The sequence below is a fragment of the Serratia sp. 14-2641 genome, from assembly GCF_001692375.1.
In the GTDB taxonomy this organism is placed as follows: Bacteria; Pseudomonadota; Gammaproteobacteria; order Enterobacterales; family Enterobacteriaceae; genus Chania; species Chania fonticola_C.
This window is the reverse complement of record NZ_LXKR01000002.1, coordinates 190885-208625: the sequence shown is the minus strand read 5'-3', so window position 1 is coordinate 208625 and position 17741 is coordinate 190885. Positions and strand designations below refer to the sequence as shown.

At 53.8% G+C, this 17741-nt stretch carries 18 protein-coding genes and 1 pseudogene; 8 read left to right on the top strand and 11 right to left on the bottom strand.

What is annotated here, in order from left to right; genetic code table 11:
* Positions 1-38 precede the first annotated feature (38 nt).
* The gene (locus A6U95_RS29550) at positions 39-320 is read right to left on the bottom strand and encodes a FaeA/PapI family transcriptional regulator (RefSeq protein ID WP_083196308.1); all 282 of its coding nucleotides are present in this window, start codon (positions 318-320) and stop codon (positions 39-41) included.
* A 772-nt stretch (positions 321-1092) separates the two neighbouring features.
* Between A6U95_RS29550 and A6U95_RS03600 the strand changes: the two genes are divergently transcribed.
* The 7 genes from A6U95_RS03600 to A6U95_RS03570 all read left to right on the top strand — a co-directional run bounded on the left by A6U95_RS03600 (position 1093) and on the right by A6U95_RS03570 (position 8154).
* A complete protein-coding gene (locus A6U95_RS03600; RefSeq protein ID WP_065683502.1) occupies positions 1093-1641 on the top strand; it encodes a type 1 fimbrial protein in 549 nt (182 codons plus the stop codon).
* A 44-nt stretch (positions 1642-1685) separates the two neighbouring features.
* Positions 1686-2411, top strand: a complete 726-nt coding sequence (locus A6U95_RS03595; protein WP_065683501.1) for a molecular chaperone — start codon at positions 1686-1688, stop codon at positions 2409-2411.
* Positions 2386-2946, top strand: coding sequence for a fimbrial protein (locus tag A6U95_RS03590; RefSeq protein ID WP_065683500.1), 561 nt, complete (start codon positions 2386-2388; stop codon positions 2944-2946). The genes A6U95_RS03595 and A6U95_RS03590 overlap by 26 nt, the downstream gene beginning before the upstream one ends.
* A 7-nt stretch (positions 2947-2953) precedes the next feature.
* Positions 2954-3673 (top strand): molecular chaperone, encoded by a 720-nt coding sequence (locus tag A6U95_RS03585; protein ID WP_065683499.1) that lies wholly within the window; start codon positions 2954-2956, stop codon positions 3671-3673.
* Complete coding sequence (locus tag A6U95_RS03580) at positions 3670-4398, top strand: molecular chaperone (protein ID WP_065683498.1); 729 nt, start codon at positions 3670-3672, stop codon at positions 4396-4398. The genes A6U95_RS03585 and A6U95_RS03580 overlap by 4 nt, the downstream gene beginning before the upstream one ends.
* Before the next feature lie 61 nt (positions 4399-4459).
* Positions 4460-7051, top strand: a complete 2592-nt coding sequence (locus A6U95_RS03575; protein ID WP_065683497.1) for a fimbria/pilus outer membrane usher protein — start codon at positions 4460-4462, stop codon at positions 7049-7051.
* A gap of 224 nt (positions 7052-7275) precedes the next feature.
* Positions 7276-8154, top strand: coding sequence for an adhesin (locus A6U95_RS03570; RefSeq protein WP_241810613.1), 879 nt, complete (start codon positions 7276-7278; stop codon positions 8152-8154).
* An 85-nt stretch (positions 8155-8239) separates the two neighbouring features.
* On the opposite strand, the gene A6U95_RS03565 is transcribed toward A6U95_RS03570, so the two are convergent.
* Entirely contained in the window at positions 8240-8683 is a 444-nt protein-coding gene (locus tag A6U95_RS03565) for a hypothetical protein (protein WP_065683496.1), read from the bottom strand.
* A complete protein-coding gene (locus tag A6U95_RS03560) occupies positions 8673-9485 on the bottom strand; it encodes a winged helix-turn-helix domain-containing protein (protein ID WP_065683495.1) in 813 nt (270 codons plus the stop codon). The genes A6U95_RS03565 and A6U95_RS03560 overlap by 11 nt, the downstream gene beginning before the upstream one ends.
* 479 nt (positions 9486-9964) lie before the next feature.
* On the opposite strand from A6U95_RS03560, the gene A6U95_RS03555 reads away from it, so the two are divergent.
* Complete coding sequence (locus tag A6U95_RS03555) at positions 9965-10360, top strand: winged helix-turn-helix domain-containing protein (RefSeq protein ID WP_158006194.1); 396 nt, start codon at positions 9965-9967, stop codon at positions 10358-10360.
* A 328-nt stretch (positions 10361-10688) separates the two neighbouring features.
* Here the strand turns inward: A6U95_RS03555 and A6U95_RS30525 are convergent, their stop codons facing one another.
* The 8 genes and pseudogenes from A6U95_RS30525 to A6U95_RS03520 form a co-directional block, all read right to left on the bottom strand.
* Complete coding sequence (locus tag A6U95_RS30525; RefSeq protein ID WP_139102315.1) at positions 10689-11558, bottom strand: hypothetical protein; 870 nt, start codon at positions 11556-11558, stop codon at positions 10689-10691.
* Positions 11559-11762: 204 nt separating this feature from the next.
* A pseudogene (locus A6U95_RS31165) lies at positions 11763-11909 on the bottom strand (IS6 family transposase); the annotation flags it as partial.
* Positions 11902-12450, bottom strand: coding sequence for a fimbrial protein (locus A6U95_RS03545; protein WP_065683539.1), 549 nt, complete (start codon positions 12448-12450; stop codon positions 11902-11904). The pseudogene A6U95_RS31165 and the gene A6U95_RS03545, both read right to left, overlap by 8 nt.
* Before the next feature lie 14 nt (positions 12451-12464).
* Complete coding sequence (locus A6U95_RS03540) at positions 12465-12953, bottom strand: fimbrial protein (RefSeq protein ID WP_065683492.1); 489 nt, start codon at positions 12951-12953, stop codon at positions 12465-12467.
* Positions 12954-12966: 13 nt separating this feature from the next.
* A complete protein-coding gene (locus A6U95_RS03535) occupies positions 12967-13488 on the bottom strand; it encodes a fimbrial protein (RefSeq protein WP_065683491.1) in 522 nt (173 codons plus the stop codon).
* Entirely contained in the window at positions 13481-14032 is a 552-nt protein-coding gene (locus A6U95_RS03530; protein WP_139102318.1) for a fimbrial protein, read from the bottom strand. Before A6U95_RS03530 ends, A6U95_RS03535 begins: the two co-directional genes overlap by 8 nt.
* A 121-nt stretch (positions 14033-14153) precedes the next feature.
* Positions 14154-14903: a fimbria/pilus periplasmic chaperone gene (locus A6U95_RS03525; protein ID WP_065683489.1), complete on the bottom strand. Its 750-nt coding sequence runs from the start codon at positions 14901-14903 to the stop codon at positions 14154-14156.
* A gap of 270 nt (positions 14904-15173) precedes the next feature.
* Positions 15174-17705, bottom strand: a complete 2532-nt coding sequence (locus A6U95_RS03520) for an outer membrane usher protein (RefSeq protein WP_065683488.1) — start codon at positions 17703-17705, stop codon at positions 15174-15176.
* Positions 17706-17741: the final 36 nt, after the last annotated feature.

Below are 17741 nucleotides of genomic sequence, written 5' to 3'. Positions count from 1 at the left end.
TGATTCTTTTTAAATGACACCGTTGATTATGTGATACATCATTGGGATAAATCCCCACCCCTGGTCGGTGTTGCAATACACCAGCGTAAGCTCTTTTGGTCTGGAACCGATGAGACATGCGCCTTCTTTTTCTTTACCAGTTTCATCAGGTAGTAGCGGGATACATAAATGTTGGTATCACAGTAATCGGCAATATCCCGGGTCTTGGGCCATTTATCTCTAGGTGGCAATGTATCGGGAGGGCAGCAATCAACACGGCTCAACACCTGCAACGCCGTCAGAACCTTGTCGAAGGCTGCATTATGTTTCTTATATTTCATTAGGTTAAACCTTTTCTCTTACGAGCTTTCATGATGAATAAGCCCGTGTTACAGGCCAAAGCCCACTGATCAAAGCGGCAAACGGCATGCAGGTCCCCTTTGCTTGGCTTTCTGAGTGTATTTAATACCACATCGGATGAAAGCATTCATAAACGGCGCAATAACGAGTTTTAAATCTGGTTAAATTAAATTTGCGATATAATATGCCGGAAACATAATGATACATACGATAATAACTCGCAATTTAGCCATAAAAACCACCTGACAAGGCAATTATTGCAAAATCTCTTTATTCATCAAAAAAAACTTTAAAAAAATAAGGTTGGCCGTAATAATCCCGGCCTCAATGATCAGCCGGGAAGTATCCTAAACATATATCATTACCACCGAGAGATTAATCTGAATAAAAAATCAAAATGAAAGATTTTGTTTTCGATTTAGATAATTATAGAGTGCGGAAAACCCTCCATTTCCAGCTCAGCCAAACTGTGTATCCCGTGATAGAAAGACAGCAGCACAACAAGTCTTTCATGCTTGATGGATAGCCAACCTCTCTCAATCCATTAGGGCATAGTCTTGGCTTAAAAAACGCATGGAAATAGCATCAGGATGCTTTGCTCACGTCTTAAAAAAACTGACGGCATCAGTAGTGATGATCTTATTGAAGGTGCTTTGTCTGCTCGGACTGTTCAGATAAATGATGGCTCGTGGCTAATAATCCGCTACGAAATGATTTTATTCACTTTTTTAATACGTAAATAAGGAATTCATTATGCGTAAGTCTATTTTTACTCTGGCCCCGGTTGTTGCAGCTCTGTTGGCAGGATCTGGCGTGGCTCAGGCCGCATCTAACGCCCAGATGACCATTACCGCCAACGTTGTGGCAGCGACCTGCGACGTTTCTCTCTCCAACGCTAGCCTGGACCTGGGTAACTATTCCAAGTCTGCCTTCACCGCTGTGGCAACCCCGGTTGCCAGCAGTGTGAAAACCTTCACCGTGGGTCTGAACAACTGTGAAACCCCTGCAGCAGCAGGCGATCAGGCAAGCCTGATTGTAAGCGGCCAGACGCTGGGGGGTAACCCGAACATCTTTAACAGCACCGGCACCAATACCGGCGTCATGTTAAGTGAAGTGACCTCACCAACCACCTACATTACCGCCGGCCAAAAATTATTGGTAGCCAAAGCAGGTGAGACCCCGGAAGCAGGCGATTTCAACGCGAAATCCTTGAGCCTGCAGGCTGGTTTGGCCTCTACGTCTCTCACGCCAGATATCGGTATGGTTAGCGCCCCAATCCTGTTCAGCTTTGCCTACAACTGATGTGTTCCAGCGGGCCGATGGCCCGCCTTTTCAGGAGCCGCAATATGACACGCTTGATCTCCCTGTTTTCGCTGCTAGTGGCCCTGCTGGGTGCGCCGTTGGCTGGCTGGTCCGCCGGGTTTGGCATTAATGCCACCCGCCTGATTTACCCGGAAGGGGCCGGCAGTATCAACGTAACCGTCCGTAATACCCTCAGCGATAAGCCTTATCTGGTGCAAGCCGCGATCAGCAGTAAGCAGGATGCACAGACCGCTGCCCCGTTCACCGTGACGCCGCCGCTGTTCCGCCTGGAACCTCAAAGCACCAATCAGTTACGTATCGCCTTTACCGGCCAGCCGCTACCCGGCGATCGGGAGTCGGTGTTTTATTTGCATGCCACCGCGATCCCGGCCAGTACGCAAAGGGATCCGGCTCAGCAGCGTAATGACGTGCAAGCCCAACTGCGTTTCGGTGTGGGCAACATTATCAAGCTGTTCTATCGGCCTGCGAGCCTGGGCGGCTCCTCTGCCGCCGCCCAAAAAGAGTTGCAGTTCTCCCGCGTGGCTGGGGGGCTGAAGGTGACCAATCCCTCTCCCTATTTTGTCAGCCTGGCCGACTTGAAGGTAGATGGGCAACAACTGGCCTTGGACACGCCGGCTGCACTCATGATCCCCCCTTTCGGCAACCATATCTGGCCGGTTAAAACGCCGTTGGCAACCGGCAAGCGAGTGCAGTGGCAGACCATTAATGATACCGGAGGCACCGATGCGTTCAGCGCAACGTTACCTTAAGACCGTGCTGGCTGTCGTGCTGGCAGGCGGTGGAGCGGTATCCGCCCCGGTGCAGGCCGTGACGCTGGATTTCTCCGCCGTGCTGACCAATGGCACCTGCACGCTCAGCCTGGATAAAAGCACGCTGCCTTTGGGTGTCATCGCTAAATCCCAGTTGCGTCCAAACCAGCTGGTTGCTCCACAGCCCTTTACCCTGTCCGTGCAGGACTGCACCGGTACTGCGGGCGGCAGCCTCAAGCCTGTCGTGACTATCGCGGGCACCGGTACCACCCAAGACAGTAAATGGCTGTTTCGCAATGCCGGATCGGCGGCGAATACCGGGATCTTGGTGATCCAGAGTGCCTCCGTGCCAAATTACAGCCAGCCCGAAGTCAAAAACAACAGCGTGATTTCACTGGCGAACCCCGGACAGATACCGATCAACCAGACGTTCACCTTTTATGCCGGTGCCAGTTGTGGCGGCAGCACCGGGTGTGCCGCAGTCGCGACCGGTGACGTGACGGCCACGCTGATGTTTACGTTTCTCTATCAGTGAGGGCCCGATGACACAGCGATTTCATCAGGTGCTATCAAGCCTGCTGCTCACTTTCAGCCTGTCTGCACAGGCCGGGAGCGGCGGCATCAGCCTGGGACAGACACGCGTTATTTTTTCTGCCGCGGATAAAGCGCAAACCCTCACCGTCAGCAATAGCGGGCAACAGGCTTATCTGGTCCAGGCCCGAGTACAAAACGGCCTGGACGATACGACCCCTGCGCCGTTTATCGTTACGCCACCGCTGTTCTCGCTGCAAGGCAATAGCCGCCAACTGCTACGGCTATTGCCGCAGGGTGCCACGCTGCCCACCGACCAGGAGTCGCTGTTTTATCTCTCTATCTCGGCCATTCCTGCACAGGCTGAACCCGTAACGGCGGCCGATCGGCTGTCGGTAGGGATACGTTTCGTGATCAAGCTGTTTTATCGCCCGCAAGGGTTGGCGTTACCCGCGGACAACACCCCTTGCCTGCTGACGTTCAAGCGTGAAGCGCACGGCGTGCGGGTCATCAATCCCACCGGCTATTTTCAGACCCTGGGGATGCTGGCCGTTGACGGGCATACCGTGGCGCTAGACCAACAACCGGCGATGGTGCCTCCGCACAGCAGTATCACCCTGGCCGTTAACGGGCCGGTGAATAAGGTGGCCTGGCAGACGCTCACCGACTTTGGCGGGCTCTCCCAGTCCTGCCAGCAGACAGGCTCAGCCTCCACGGAGACCACACCATGAAATACCCGATTTATCTTCTGATGGGCCTATGCCTGTTGGTCAACAAAATGGGCCTGGCACAGGACAACGTCTCGCCGGGGATATCCTTTTACGTGCTGCGGGTGATTTATCCGGAGGGCGAAAAACAGGGCGTAACGCTGACCGCCTACAACAAAAGCCCGGCACCGTATCTGATGCAGTCATGGATCCGCCCGGTCGATCCAGCCACCGGGGATGTCGATCTGAGCTGGCATGGCACCCCGGTGATGCCATTTATTGTCACGCCGCCGCTGGCTCGCCTGGAAGCGAACGGTGAACTGGCGTTGCGTATCCGCCGCAACGATATGCCGCTGCCTAACGACCGCGAGTCGGTGTTTTTTATCTCCATGAAGGCGCTGCCCACCCAGCAGCCCGACGGTGAGCAGATGGTGATGACGGTCGTGAGTAATATCAAACTGTTTTACCGCCCGGCGGGATTGGTGAAACGCGCCGTGGCAGACATGGCCCCGAAGCTGACCTTCAGCCGGGCAGGCGACCAACTGACAGCAACCAACCCGACCCCCTACTGGCTCACCTTCTCCCGCCTGGCGGTGGGGAATGTGGCGTTGGACAAACCGGCTCTGCGCCTGATGGTACCGCCTTTCGGCAAGCAGTCTTACACCCTGCCCGCCACCGCGAGCGGGAAAGTCAGCTGGCAGCTGATTGATGAAGATGGCTGGGATACCCCGGTTGCCCAACTGGATTGACGATTTCGCCCTTCCTGGCTCGTTACGGAGAGCCACGTTCTTTCAGACGGATAGGATAACAATGAAAATTCACCCTCTTGCCCTTGCTCTTTCCCCACTCCTGGTGGGCAGCGCATTGATTGCAGGCACGTCTCCAGCCTGGGGCCGCGACTACTTTGACCCGGCGCTGTTGTCGCTGGGTGGTGGCCTGGAAGCCGTCACCGACCTGAGTGCGTTTGAAAGCGCCGGACAGACCCCGCCGGGCACCTATCTGGTGACGGTGCTGGTCAACCGCAGCGAGCGTGGCCAATACCGCGTCGTGTTCACCCCGGGTGACAAGGGCCAGGTCAGCCCGGAATTGACCCCAGCCTTCCTGGCGGAGATGGGGGTCAATACCCCCGCATTGCCCGCTTTTGGCGGGTTGCCGGTCGACAAGCCCGTCAGTGATCTGGCCACCCTGATCCCTGATGCCCGAGTGCACTTTGATTTTCAGCAGCAGCGCCTGGAACTCAGCATTCCCCAGGTGGCGATGAAGCCGGACGCCAGCAGCGTGGTTAACCCTGCGCTATGGGACCAGGGCATGACCGCGTTTTTACTCAACTATACCCTCAACGGCGGACGCAGCCGCCAGGACGGACAGTGGGGCCAATCCACCAGCGAACAGACCAACCTGTTCCTTGGGCTGCACAGCGGATTGAACTGGCAGGCCTGGCGCCTGCGCAGTGACATGACCTACACCCACAATAACAGCCGCAGCGGCTATGGAGACACGCAACGCAACCAGCAAACCCGTTTCTCAAATACCTATCTGCAACGCGATATCCAGGCCTGGCGTTCGGATGTGCTGGTTGGGGAAAACAACACCGGCAATGACGTTTTCGACAGCATTCCGTTTCGCGGGGTGAAATTGAGCTCCAGCGAAGACATGCTGCCGCTCAGCCTGCGGGGATTTGCCCCGGTGATCAGCGGCATTGCACAGAGCAACGCACGGGTTACCGTCAGCCAGAACGGTAACGTGGTGTACCAGGCGTATGTCGCCCCGGGGCCGTTTCGGATTAATGACCTGTACCAGACCGGACAAGGGGGAGACCTGACGGTCACGGTGACCGAAGCGGATGGCAGCGTACGTACCTGGACCCAGGCCTTCTCGGCGCTGCCGGTGATGCAACGCCCGGGTGGGTTGAAGTACGAACTGACCGCTGGGCGCTACAACGGCGGCATCACCACCGGCTCCAGAGAGGCCCATTTTGCGTTGGGCACCCTGATTTACGGGCTGCCTCATGACATCACGCTGTACGGCGGCGGGCTGATAGCGGAGAAATACGCCTCGGCGGTGGCGGGCAGCGGGATTTCGCTGGGGGATTTCGGCGCCATGTCGGCGGACGTGACCCTCTCATCGGCCCGCATGTATGACGAAAGACAGAGCGGCCAGTCATACCGGGTACGTTATGCCAAAAGCCTGCTCAGCACGGGCACCTCGGTGGATCTGACGGCTTATCGTTACTCCACCCGGCACTATTACAACTTTGCCGACTTCAACAACAGCGGTTATCAGCTCAGTGAAGGCCAGGTGCCCTGGGCACTGGCCCGACAGCGTTCGGATTTCCAGGTGCGGGTAACCCAGCAACTGGGGGATTTTGGATCGCTGTACCTGTCGGGTGCGCGCAGTGATTACTGGGGCGATGAGCAGGTGAACAACACCCTGTCGGCGGGTTACACCGGCAGTTGGCACGGCGTAAGCTATGGCCTGGCCTACAGCGTTGACCGGATAAAATCCGACGGGGATTGGCCGCAGAATCGCCAGTTGGCGTTCAATATGCAGGTACCGTTCAGCCTGTTCAGCGCGCAGCCCGCCCTCAACCGCAGCTACGCCAGTTACCAGATGACGCACGACAGTGAAGGCCGTGTGCGGCAACAGGTGGGGGTGAGCGGCTCGGCGGCGGAAGACCGCCTGTCCTACAGCCTGATGCAGGGGTGGAGTAACAACAACCAGAGTGGCAACGGGGGGAGCACCAGCAACCTGAATCTGGGTTGGCAGGGGAGCCAGGGCATGGTCAGCGCCGGGTACAGCCACAGCAGCCGCTATAACTCACTGAATGTGAGTGGTAACGGGGGTCTGGTGGTCCACCCCAACGGGGTGACGCTGAGCCAGCAACTGGGCACCTCGGTGGCAGTGGTTCGCGCACCGGGCGCTGCCGGGGTGAGCGTAATGAACGGCGGGATCCGTACCGACAGCCGCGGGTATGCGGTGGTGCCGTACCTGTCGCCTTACCAAAACAACACGGTGAGCCTGAACCCGTCGACGCTGCCGGAAGATGTCGACCTGCCGCAGAGCAGTACCAATGTCTACCCCACCAAAGGGGCGGTGGTAGCGGCCACGTTTACGCCACGCACCGGCTATCAGGCGCTGATAACCCTGACCCAGTCTGGCGTGACAGTCCCCTTCGGCACGCTGGTGACACTGGCCGGCGAAGGAGCGGAGATCAACAGCGGCATCGTGGGTGATGCAGGCCAGGTGTACCTGAGCGGGTTGCCGGAACAGGGAAAATTGCGCGCGGTGTGGGGCCGTGGGGCTGCACAGCAGTGCCTGGCCCACTTCAACCTGAGCAAGGCGGCAGTATCAGCAAACAATCCGGTGCGCATGCTGAATGCGCAATGTGAGGAAGGACAGTGATGAAACAGCGTTTAAAAAAGACAGCATCATGCGGTATCGCCAGCATCGCCTTAATGATGCCCCTTGCTGCCCCCGTTCTGGCGGAAACCATCACCATCGGCAAGGGTACGGGGATCCTATGGGAGGGCATGCCGTTTAACGCGACATTAACTGGCCCTCTCGATCATCCACAACTGAATCCCATATACGGACTCTTGTCAGTCTCTAGATCATCGACCCGGTGTATGGCTTCAAATGAATTGAAGAACATTGGTGGCTATTTGGCCTTCCCACTGACCGGGGTACCTGGAGTCGGATTGATGCCTCGGGCCTCGGGTAGCGCCACTTATACCCTAAATAACAATTCACAGGGGAGGTTGACTGGCACCATTGGCCAGCCGGAAACCAGAGGCTCCTCGACGTCACAAGATAATATTATCTCGCCACCAAACTATACATGGTGCCTGCCCCCTGCCATGTCGATAAATACGGCATTTTACTCGGGTTCGGGTCCTCGTACGGCAACGCTCTCAGGCACTTGGGTTCTGGTGGCAGACGGCAGCCAAAAAGCTGGAGAGGGGTCGGTTCCACCCATGTATTTTGGCAGCTTTTCCACCAATGGCTCGGGGGATAGAACTACCTCTATATTGCCCACCAATATTTCCCTGCGCATCTCCACGCTGGAATGTAGCGTGAATACCCCGACAGCCATTAACTTTGGATCGGCCATTCGCAATACCCAGGTTAATGCAGAACTGGCGGTAAAGCCCGTGCAACTGGTTGCCACCTGCGGGCAGCCTACTGACCAGATAAATGCCAATATCAATCTGCAGTTCCGCGCCATCAGTGGTCTGTACAACACTACCGCTTCACGGCTGGCATTAAATCAGGGGGGAGGCTATATCACCGGAGAAATTGATAACGGGGTGACCGGCAGTGGCGACTGTAAGGCAACAACCGGCCTACGCTTTGATAACTCGCTCATAAAACTGGGCAGTATCACCAATGCGGAAAGCAGCAAAACCTTGACCAATCAGCTCACCTGGCGACTGTGTTCGGGAGGCAGCAGCGTGCCAATCGGTGCGGTCACGGCCTCTACGGAAATGCTGGTAACGTTTAACTGAGCCGCATTTGGCGCTGCAGACGGTTGGGTAGTTTTCCAGCCGTCCAGCGTATTGGTGTTGACGTCCACCTACCCTGCACCACCGCTCAATCCTCTGTGCAGATCATCAGCGTTTGATTGGGCAAAGAAAGGATATAGTCCCAAGTATTCACTCTGCTGATTTTCAATTTGATGTCATCGTATTTTAACACCTTGAAAATATTGATAAGTTCAGGATCCCGTTCTCCCATATGGATAGCGTAATAACCCGCCTCTTTTTTGTAGCGAAAATCCACGATACCGTCCGCCAACTTTGGCGATGCATTTGGGCAGGCATAGGTGCCGGATATCAACAAATACCCCTCTCCATTACCGTGCATAGAGATAAACACATCAAAAACGCTGTTTCTGTCGCAGCTATAGCCAGCGATTTTGGTGTGCAACTGAGCCCGACATTCAAAAACACGGTCCTGCAGGGTGCGTTGCCAAACGGCATATACGACCCAAGCCACCATCATTACCATGGCCAATACCAAGAGCTTAGTTTTCATTTTCGTTTTCATATTTGGACATATAGTAATTATCGCAGGGTGCCTTACCATCGTACGGGCAATAGGTTAACAGGTCGTTCATCATCACTCTCCCAGACGCATCCCCCTTTTTCTCGGCAAAATAATAGACATTGGCTTTTTGTAAGCAGTTTAGCTTTTCATTACTCACAATCATTTTAAGGTTCGCAATGATACGGGCTTTATCTAACCCACGGGTGACATCATCGGTGAGATAAAACTTGCAATGCTCTAGGGTAAACACCTCCGTGCGTGATGATTTCATTCTCCATTGGTCATAAACACTCGGCAGGATCAAAAATGCCACCAGCATTATCCCGCCCGCCGACAGTGCCATTTTTCCTTTTAGCCAAGAGCGGGCAACGGGCGGCTGCTCTGCCACCACGCCCGGAGCGGGTAACACCAAAGGTGGTTGTGGTTCTGCTAACGCAGGCGCTGGCCGTTGCTCTTCAGTTTTCGCCAACAGGGTAATATCGGCCTCAAACAAAAAACCGTGCTTGGGGACGGTGGTGATCAAGCCCGGGCAACCACATTTCGCCAACGTCTTCCTGAGTATAGAGACATAGTTACTCAGGTTATTACCGGAAGCGTTCAAGCCTCTTTTTTCCCATAACTCTCTGAGCAACGTCTCCCGGCTTAACAAGCTATGATTATTGTTAATTAACAACAGCAACAGCTCATTGACTACCCGGGTGAGCTTGATCATATCAATCGCATTATCTGGACTCAGCAAGGTCCCATCATCAGAATTGTATTTTACAATTCCGTTAATGATGCACTCCATATCCTCTCCCCAAAAAAACTGAACTTATCTACGTGACAACCGCCCCTGTACGGGCTCATCCCTCCTCACTTCTTTCTTCACTCCCCCATCGGCTTGAAAAACAGCGCGCAATCTTACAGGAAAAATCTCAGCAACATACTGTGTGAAGCCCTCCTTCAGCGTAAACCAACGAATCCACCACCGCCATTAACGGAATAAAAACTTAATTAAATAAAAAATTCAGCATAAAATTTTATATAAACCATCAAATTAAGTATATATAGAAAGGGCCATTTACCGAATGTTAAGATTTATCCTATCGAAAGCCGAGCAAGCAGACTGACGAAACACAAGCCTAACGGCGTCAATAACCTTTATTTTTGCAGGTGTAAATCACGCCTTAACAACCAGGCTAATAACCTGAAAAAAAATAAGCCTTACGCCTATTGCCATGAAAGCCCTTTATTTTCATGCGGGATTTTGCACACCCAAGGAAAGCCATGATGGAAACGTTAATCAAAGACAGAAGTAAACTTAAAAATTACAGCCTGATTATTGAGGGTAGAACATTAAAATTAAACAATAGCCAAAAGGCTGTAAAACTGAGTAAGAACCAGACGAAACTGCTATTATGCCTGATCAATGAGATTCAGGAAAAGCAGACCATCATCAATTATATCTGGGGCATTGATAAAAACGATGCAAACGAGAGTAACTACCGTCAACTGGTGCGACGGACCCGGACTATCTTGGTACAAAACGGCTTTCATGAAGATACTATTGTTACCATCAAGAACTATGGATTATGCATCAATAATAACTTAACAAATTCAGAGCCATTACCATGCGTAACATCCGCAAGTGAGTTAATAATTATCCCGTTCTTTAACACGTAGAGATCTACAATACCTATCGAATAAAGACCATCTCATTTTACTTCGGTAAAACCACAACATTTGCACCACATTGCAATACAAGCTAAAAACAGGAAGTCACTCAAATTTAATTAAAACCTCAGGAAAATAGCCCCTACCTCTCTTCTAGAAAATGATCGTCTAGGTGATTGCCCCCTGCCACTCTAGACGATTCTGCCCTTTATTTTTCCGTACAGTCCCAGTCATGTGTATTCTTGGATAGATTGTAAAAAAGGCTTAACAAACTAAGAGTAAAAACCAACCTGGTTCAAAGCCCTATTTCTATAGCATGTGTTAATTTCATGATTACTTAATAATAACCAACAATTAACGGATACGAATCACTAAAAACTCCAGCCACGTTTGGAACCCCTATTATCTCAGCTTCAATAGAGAGTTTTGTTACTCCTTTTGTAGCTCTTACTTGTTTCGGGAGTCCCCCTCCATTAACTCTCGTTGTTGCTTTCCCCCATTTGAAATCAAGAATCCCCTTTTTTCCTGTCGCATCATTTAAAGAAACATTTGCATCCAGATCACAGACCAAGTCAATATTATTAATCACTTTATTCTCAATCAGCTTTCCTTTATTTACAGTTCCAAAATCAAGGAGAATATCTCCTGCGATATAACACCTAGGATCTGGCACAGGAGGTGCATATGTACAAACTAACTCACCGTTATTTATCAACTGACTATGTATCGCCCCCCCCATTACTGGGGTTCCTGCAACAATGACACACTCTGATACATTAGGATTGTTACTTTGATGGCCAACAATACCAGGGCCAGTTGCTCCATATCTGTTAATCCACCTCTCCTCTAACGTTTTCCATGTATCATTAGGTTGCGCAGCAACACAAGTTGTTCCCTGAACACTAGGATAGTAACCATTACCAGGGCTCGTGCACCAATAATTGGTATGATCATGAAACTCCATTGGACCAAAGAACTTAACAGTCCTAGGAATTTGTATATTATCTAAAGGCCCAGCCACCCTAGTCCATGTAACCTTATAATCCCTATAGTACGCTGTAGTGCCACTTCCCCCTCTAGCTTCTATATTTGTTAAAACCAACGTCGCATTTGCACTCCATGTACTAATAGCAATAATCATCAACAGGCTTTTTCTCAAAAAAAATAATTTTCTATTTTTTATTTTGCATAATAAAGAATCATTCATATTACCTCCACAAACAATAAAATAACACTTTACAAGACGCTCATTATATGGCTCTATTGCATTAACGGCGGTAAGTCAGTAGATACTTAACTACAGGTTTTTTAGGCGGCAAAAAATAAAATTGTTCTCCCTGAGATAATTTATCCCTTCAGGATGCTGATACTGTCCACAAGCCCGTGGCGTATTTGTGCCGGTGAAAAGCCTTATCCAGCAATACAGGATGCAATGGCCAACGATAACGCCGCACTCCACCATCATCTCTTTGAGATTGCTTAGGCTGAGAGCATAAGCCAGATACCAGCGAACACATTGTGCGATGATATCGACGGGATAGTGCTGCCGCCTATTCATATTCCAAACTAAAAGTCGCTACCGCACTGAACGGCCCGCGCTCAATGGTTTCATTGGCTATCGCCTCAGGTTCACCCTGCACATAGGCTTTGAAGATGAGCAGGTTGTCGTCCTTGGCTAACGGGTATTTCTGCCCGCTCTGGTTCAGCGGCAACGGCTCGCCTTCGGGGGTTTCCATACCGATGGCAATGCCGGAAGCCTGGCTACCGCCAGCCAGTGCCAACAGCCCGGGTAAGTTCGGGTTCTCATTACCGCTGAAACGTACCCGTACCGTCGTGCCCAGGCTGAGATCGCACTCCGCCAAATGCAGCGTAAACTGCTGCCCGTGGGTACGCTGGTTCAGGTACAGGTATTTGTCGATCACCGTGCCGAAATCCAGCTGAATATTCTCTTCCCCCGGCGGGATCACGCAGGGCTCAGCCACTAATGCGCCATGAAAACGCACGTTGTCCTCCCCCATTGCCAGCGGGCTGAGCAGCAGCGCTACCCCAGCCAAAGCGGTATTTAGCCAATACCGACGGCGGCCGTTATTCCCTTGCATCCGTTCCGCCCCCCTCATTGATAATTCGCCTGTAACGTTGCCGTAGCGACAAACGCCCCTTCTTTTAGCGTGGCCCCCGGTGTTTTTACCGGCACAGCCTCAAGCAGCGGCGGGCTATTCGGATCAATGCCGATCGGCTGGTTCAGGGTGAACGGTTTGCCGTTTTGCAACACCCGAATGCCCAGATCCGCCAGATTGGTTCGCACCGCCGCTGTGTCATAGCCGGTCGGCTGCCCGCTCAGGGTCAAGGTCATATCCAGCCCGCTGGCCCCCGGCTCACAGCTGATGCGATAACCCATGGCCTGAAGGTAGTTAACCCCGTCGACCTTTTTCACCCCGACCCGCTCACCAAAATTGACATCGACCGTCTCGCCGTCGTTAATCTTGCAGGGCGGTGGTTCAATCAGAGTACCGCTGAATAACAGGTTATCCGCAGCCCACAGCGGTGAACCGAACAAGGCCCCCAGCAGCAACAATGCCCTTACGGGTAAGTCACACGTCATCGCAGTGCTCCTATTATTGGTAATCCACTTTTATGGTGGCCCCTGCCGAAAAAGCGCCTGCTGTTAGCGTGCCGCCAGCGCGTTTGGTCGGCACCGCGCTCAACGTCGGTATCGCCGGATAAGTAAACCTGATCCTGGTATTTAGCGGCAGCGGTACATTGGCATCAGTAATAAACAGCGCGATACCCAAATCAGCCTTGTCAGTTCGCAGCACGTTAGAGCCGCCAAACGCCGCCCCCGAACCCTGCAGTTCCAAGGTCATGGCATTGTTGGTATTGCCGCTGCACTGCACGCTGTAAGGGACTGGCCGCCGATAGTTGTTACCGTCCACCCGAGTGGTCAGCACATCATTGCCAAACTCTACTTCAAGGGTTCCCCCGCCATTGATTACGCAGGGCGGCGGCGCCACTACCGTGACGGTGACCGTTACCGTAGTGATCGCCTGTGCCAACGTGCCGGGTAGCAGCAGAGCACAACTCAGGCACAGCCGTGCGAGGCCCCTCCGTTGGGCAATACCACTCAAAGTACTAGTCATAGCTCAGCCCAAAATTCATCTGCGCCCAGTAAGCACCGGCCTGTAATGACGCCCGGGTGCGCTCGGGAGTAATGTTGTAGATAAGTTCGTTCTGCCCCGGCGTCAGCAATAGCGGTGCGCCACGGCTGCCCAGACGCACATCACGTCCCCACACATCGGTCAACCGCAACCCCAGCCCACCAGCGCCCTGCACCTTCACCAACTGGGGGTTGTCTGCATCCGCCACAGCGCTAAAGCTGACGGTAACCGCAGGCTGGTCGGCGCTCCACAGCCGGTTGCCAGTGCGAGCATCCAAAGTGCGAGCCGGGCCCGGCAGACAGTCCTGTAAGCGGAGCCGCACCACCACTGGGGCACCGTGGTCGCCAATGTTGCGCAACCGCCCGGTGCCAGTATCGCCCAGCTCAATTTCCTGCCAGGCAGAGGTCATATCCAACCGGCAAGCGCTTTCCGTTAAGGCTCCGTGCACACGCAATACGCCATTGGCCCCCTCCACCTGCCAGTGGTCCACCGCCCGCGCTTCCACCCCAATCACCAGCGACACCATCAGCACTACGACCACCCGAGCTAACAGATACTGGCGTTTATGGCGTGACAGCCGGTGGCGAAAGCTTTTCCCTGTTTGATGCTGCATCTCTCACTCCTTCCCACGTCATTGTGTTACGCCGTCAGTGGCTATCTTTTACCGGCTTGGCGGTACAGTTGCCGCCGCTGCAAGTGAACTGCAACTGCGGGCGACCGCCGTAATCATTGATGTAGGTCAGCACCGGGCTATTGCCCAATGCGCTGGCGCTAGCCTTAAGGGTGCCTTTGCCCTTTGGTTCCACCATCAACGGTTCAAAGTCTTTAAGTGACTCGCCCTTCACCTTGCTGCTGCCGTCCACCAGGGTGACGAAGTACGGCGTCGGGTTATGCACCACGTAGCTATCCCCCTGTTTGCTCAGGGTGATTTTTTCCTGCCACGGCGTATCGCCAGAAGCGGTCATTAACGCTTTGGGCCGGTAGAACAGTTTGATGCGCGTTTGCAATGCGATCTGCAGCGTATTGGGTTTGTCGGTACGCGGCGGTATCTCACGCAGGTTGAAATAGAACAGTGATTCCCGGTCCTGCGCCAACAGGTTGGCAGCTGGCAGCCCCTGCACTTTTACCTGGCTATTGGCACCCGGTTCCACACGTTGCACCGGCGGCAGAACGGTTAACGGAGTGGTGATCTTGTTACCCTGCGCATCTTCAATCCAGCCCTGCGCCAGGTATGGCAGCTGCTTATTCTCGTTGCTGATATTCAGGCTCAGGGATTTTTGACTGCCGTCATAAATCACCCGGGTACGGTCCAAAGCGATGGCCGCCTGGGCGAACTGGGCTGTCAGGGCGCTAAGCAGTACGCCGGTAATCAGTGGTGCTGTTATGGTCAGTTTCATTTGGTGGTTCTCATGCAAAAAATGGTCAATTTCGATTGTTCGCGTGATGCAGCAGCGGCGTTTTTCCCCTCACCCTAACCCTCTCCCACAGGGAGAGGGGATCGCTCAGAGCTCGCTGTCAGAGCCGTTTATCACTTCAATTCGGCAAGAGCGTGTTAGCATTTACCGTCAGGCTTTATCCTCACTCACATCCAGGAGGGGGAACGCTCGGCGCTCGCTGTCAGAGCCGTTTATCACTGCTATTCAGCCAGGACGCGTTGGCAGTTTCCGTCAGGCTCCATCCTCACTCACATCCAGCAGGCGGCATGGCAGCAGTAGGTCGGTCAGGCCGCTGCTGGGGATTGTGCCCGGCAGCGTCAGCTCACACTGCGCCCGCCCGCCCCAGTGCACGGTCATCACCTCTCCGGCGTTGATGCCGCTCAGGTAAATGCTGCCGCCGTCGTTGACGATGCCCACTTCCTGCTGTTTATGGTTCAACACCGTGGCACCAAACGGTGGGGTAGAACCGTCCGCCAAGCGGATCACCGCCATGGCTTTTTCACCGGAGATCACCTCGAAGTGCCGGTAGCCGATCGCACCTTCAGTTAAGGTCGCCTGTACCACCGAATGGGTGGCTTCTGCGGTATCCGGCAGGTTGTTCAAATCGATGCTCACCCGATTGCGGTAATAGCTGCCCACGTCGGAGACCACCACCTTGCCAAAACGGTTGGACAGAGTGCTGGCCCCATAGCCTTGGATCGGAATTCCGGCTACACCGTCGGTGTCCAGCAGCATTCGGGTACCGCCCAGTCTGCCGGCTCGGTGCAACGCAGCACCTTTCGCAGTCGCGGTAGCGCCGCCCTGGAACGACAGCCCCAACGAGGAGTAACGCCCGGCCTGATAGCTGGCATTGGCACTCATCTGAGCGATATCGCCCTGGTGGTTGTAATAGCCACTCGCCGTCGCCCCGCCGCGTGAGGTGCCCGCACTCAGTTGATAGCTGTCGTGATCGTTTACCGGTTCGAAGTACCCCACCTGTTGGCTGTTGTCGTTGCGGTTCCAACTGCTGTTGTAGTTAAGGGAGCCACGATTACCCCAAGGCACTGAGAGCCGCAAATACATGCCATCGTCATTCACCCCGTTGTACTTATTACGGTAGGCGTTGACTGAAACGCTCAGGTTCCTGAATCGGCCGATATCGAAATTACGCTCCAGCGCCAGGTTGTAGCGATCGTTATCCGGCCGATCCCAGTAGGTCTGGTGTTGATAGTCCAGATAGGCGCTCAGCCCTAAACTGCGGAACTGCTGGTTAAAGGTGATGGTGTACATCTCCTTGCTGTTCTGCGAGCGTGTGCCGTAGGTACGAGCATCCAGATATTCACTCATGCTCATGTAGTTCTGCTCTGAGAAGCGATAACCGGCGAAGGTGACCTGGCTATCGTAATCATCAAAGCGTTTGGAATAGCTCACGCGGTAAGAACCACCGCTCAGCGTTTCATCGCTAAACGGCAAACGGGCGCGGGACTGAGTGGCATCAAACGACAGCGCACCAAACATCAGCAGGTCACGGCCAATCCCCAGCGCCAAAGCGTTATAGTCACCCCCAGCTACCCCGCCGCCGTAAAGCGACCAGCCGTTGCTGACCCCCCAGGAAAACTCGCCGGTAGCAAACAGCGGGCCATTGACATGGTGACGCCAGTCGTTCGGCCGCCCGGTGGCGAGCTTGTAGCGCACGGTGCCCGGGCGCGTCAGATAGGGCACATTGGCGGTATCCATCGTGAACGCCTGCACGCTGCCATCCTGTTCCTCTACCCGGATATCCAACTGGCCGGAGACCGCGCCATTGATGTCCTGAATACGGAACGGGCCCGCGGCCACCTGGGTCTCTTGCAATACCCGCCCCTGCTGGCTGATCACCACTTTGGCGTTGGTTTTCGCGATACCGGTAACTTCCGGCGCATAGCCGCGCAGGTTCGGCGGCAGCATGTTGTCGTCGGTGGTCAAACTGACGCCGCTAAACCGGAAACTGTCAAAAATGTCGGAGTTAAGGTAGTTCTCCCCTATCGTCAACTGGGCACCCAACCGTGGGATCGCCCGGTAGGCGTAAAAGCGGCTCCAGTTCCAGCTATTCTGTGACGTTTGCCCGGAACCGGTCTGATGATTGAAGCGAGCCTGCCAGTCTGCACGTAACCGCCAGGCACCGAGGTTGGCGCCCGTCGTACCGTTGCCGCTGAGGTTATAGCTCTGCGTGCCGCTCTGCTGTTGCCGCTGGGTCTGAGCATTGACGTTATAGTCCAGCAGCAACCCGGGGATGCCCTCATCCCAGCGCGACGGAGGATCCCAGTTATCGGCGGTGTATTCCAGGTAGACCTGTGGAACGCTCACATACAGCTTGGCCGCCCCCAAATCCCCTTTGGCACTCATCCCTGGCAGGCTTTCGGGTACCAGACATTGCTCCTGATGCCACCAGGCCAGCTTGTTCTTCATCTCTGGCTTTAAACCCAATTGCTCAACCAGTTCCGGCGTAACGCAGGCTTCACTGCCTTTCGGATCGTTATCCGGTGCATAAAAAGTCACGGGTTGCTCCAGCAACTCTTGCTTATTAATCTGCACGGCCATCACGTAGTCGCCCGGCATGATGTAACCACTACGGGAAAACTGGTCTAAATCGATATTACTGCGATCGTTAACGTCTAATACGTCGGTGTTAAAACTGAATTCATTAGCTTGCGCAGAGACCGTAGCGCCACCAATGATAGTGCTGATGATTAATCCCAGGGTACGCGGACGCGAAGGCAATGCCTTAAAATAAGATAACGCCATTATTTTCAGACCTTTTATATTATTCCATTAAGCGCT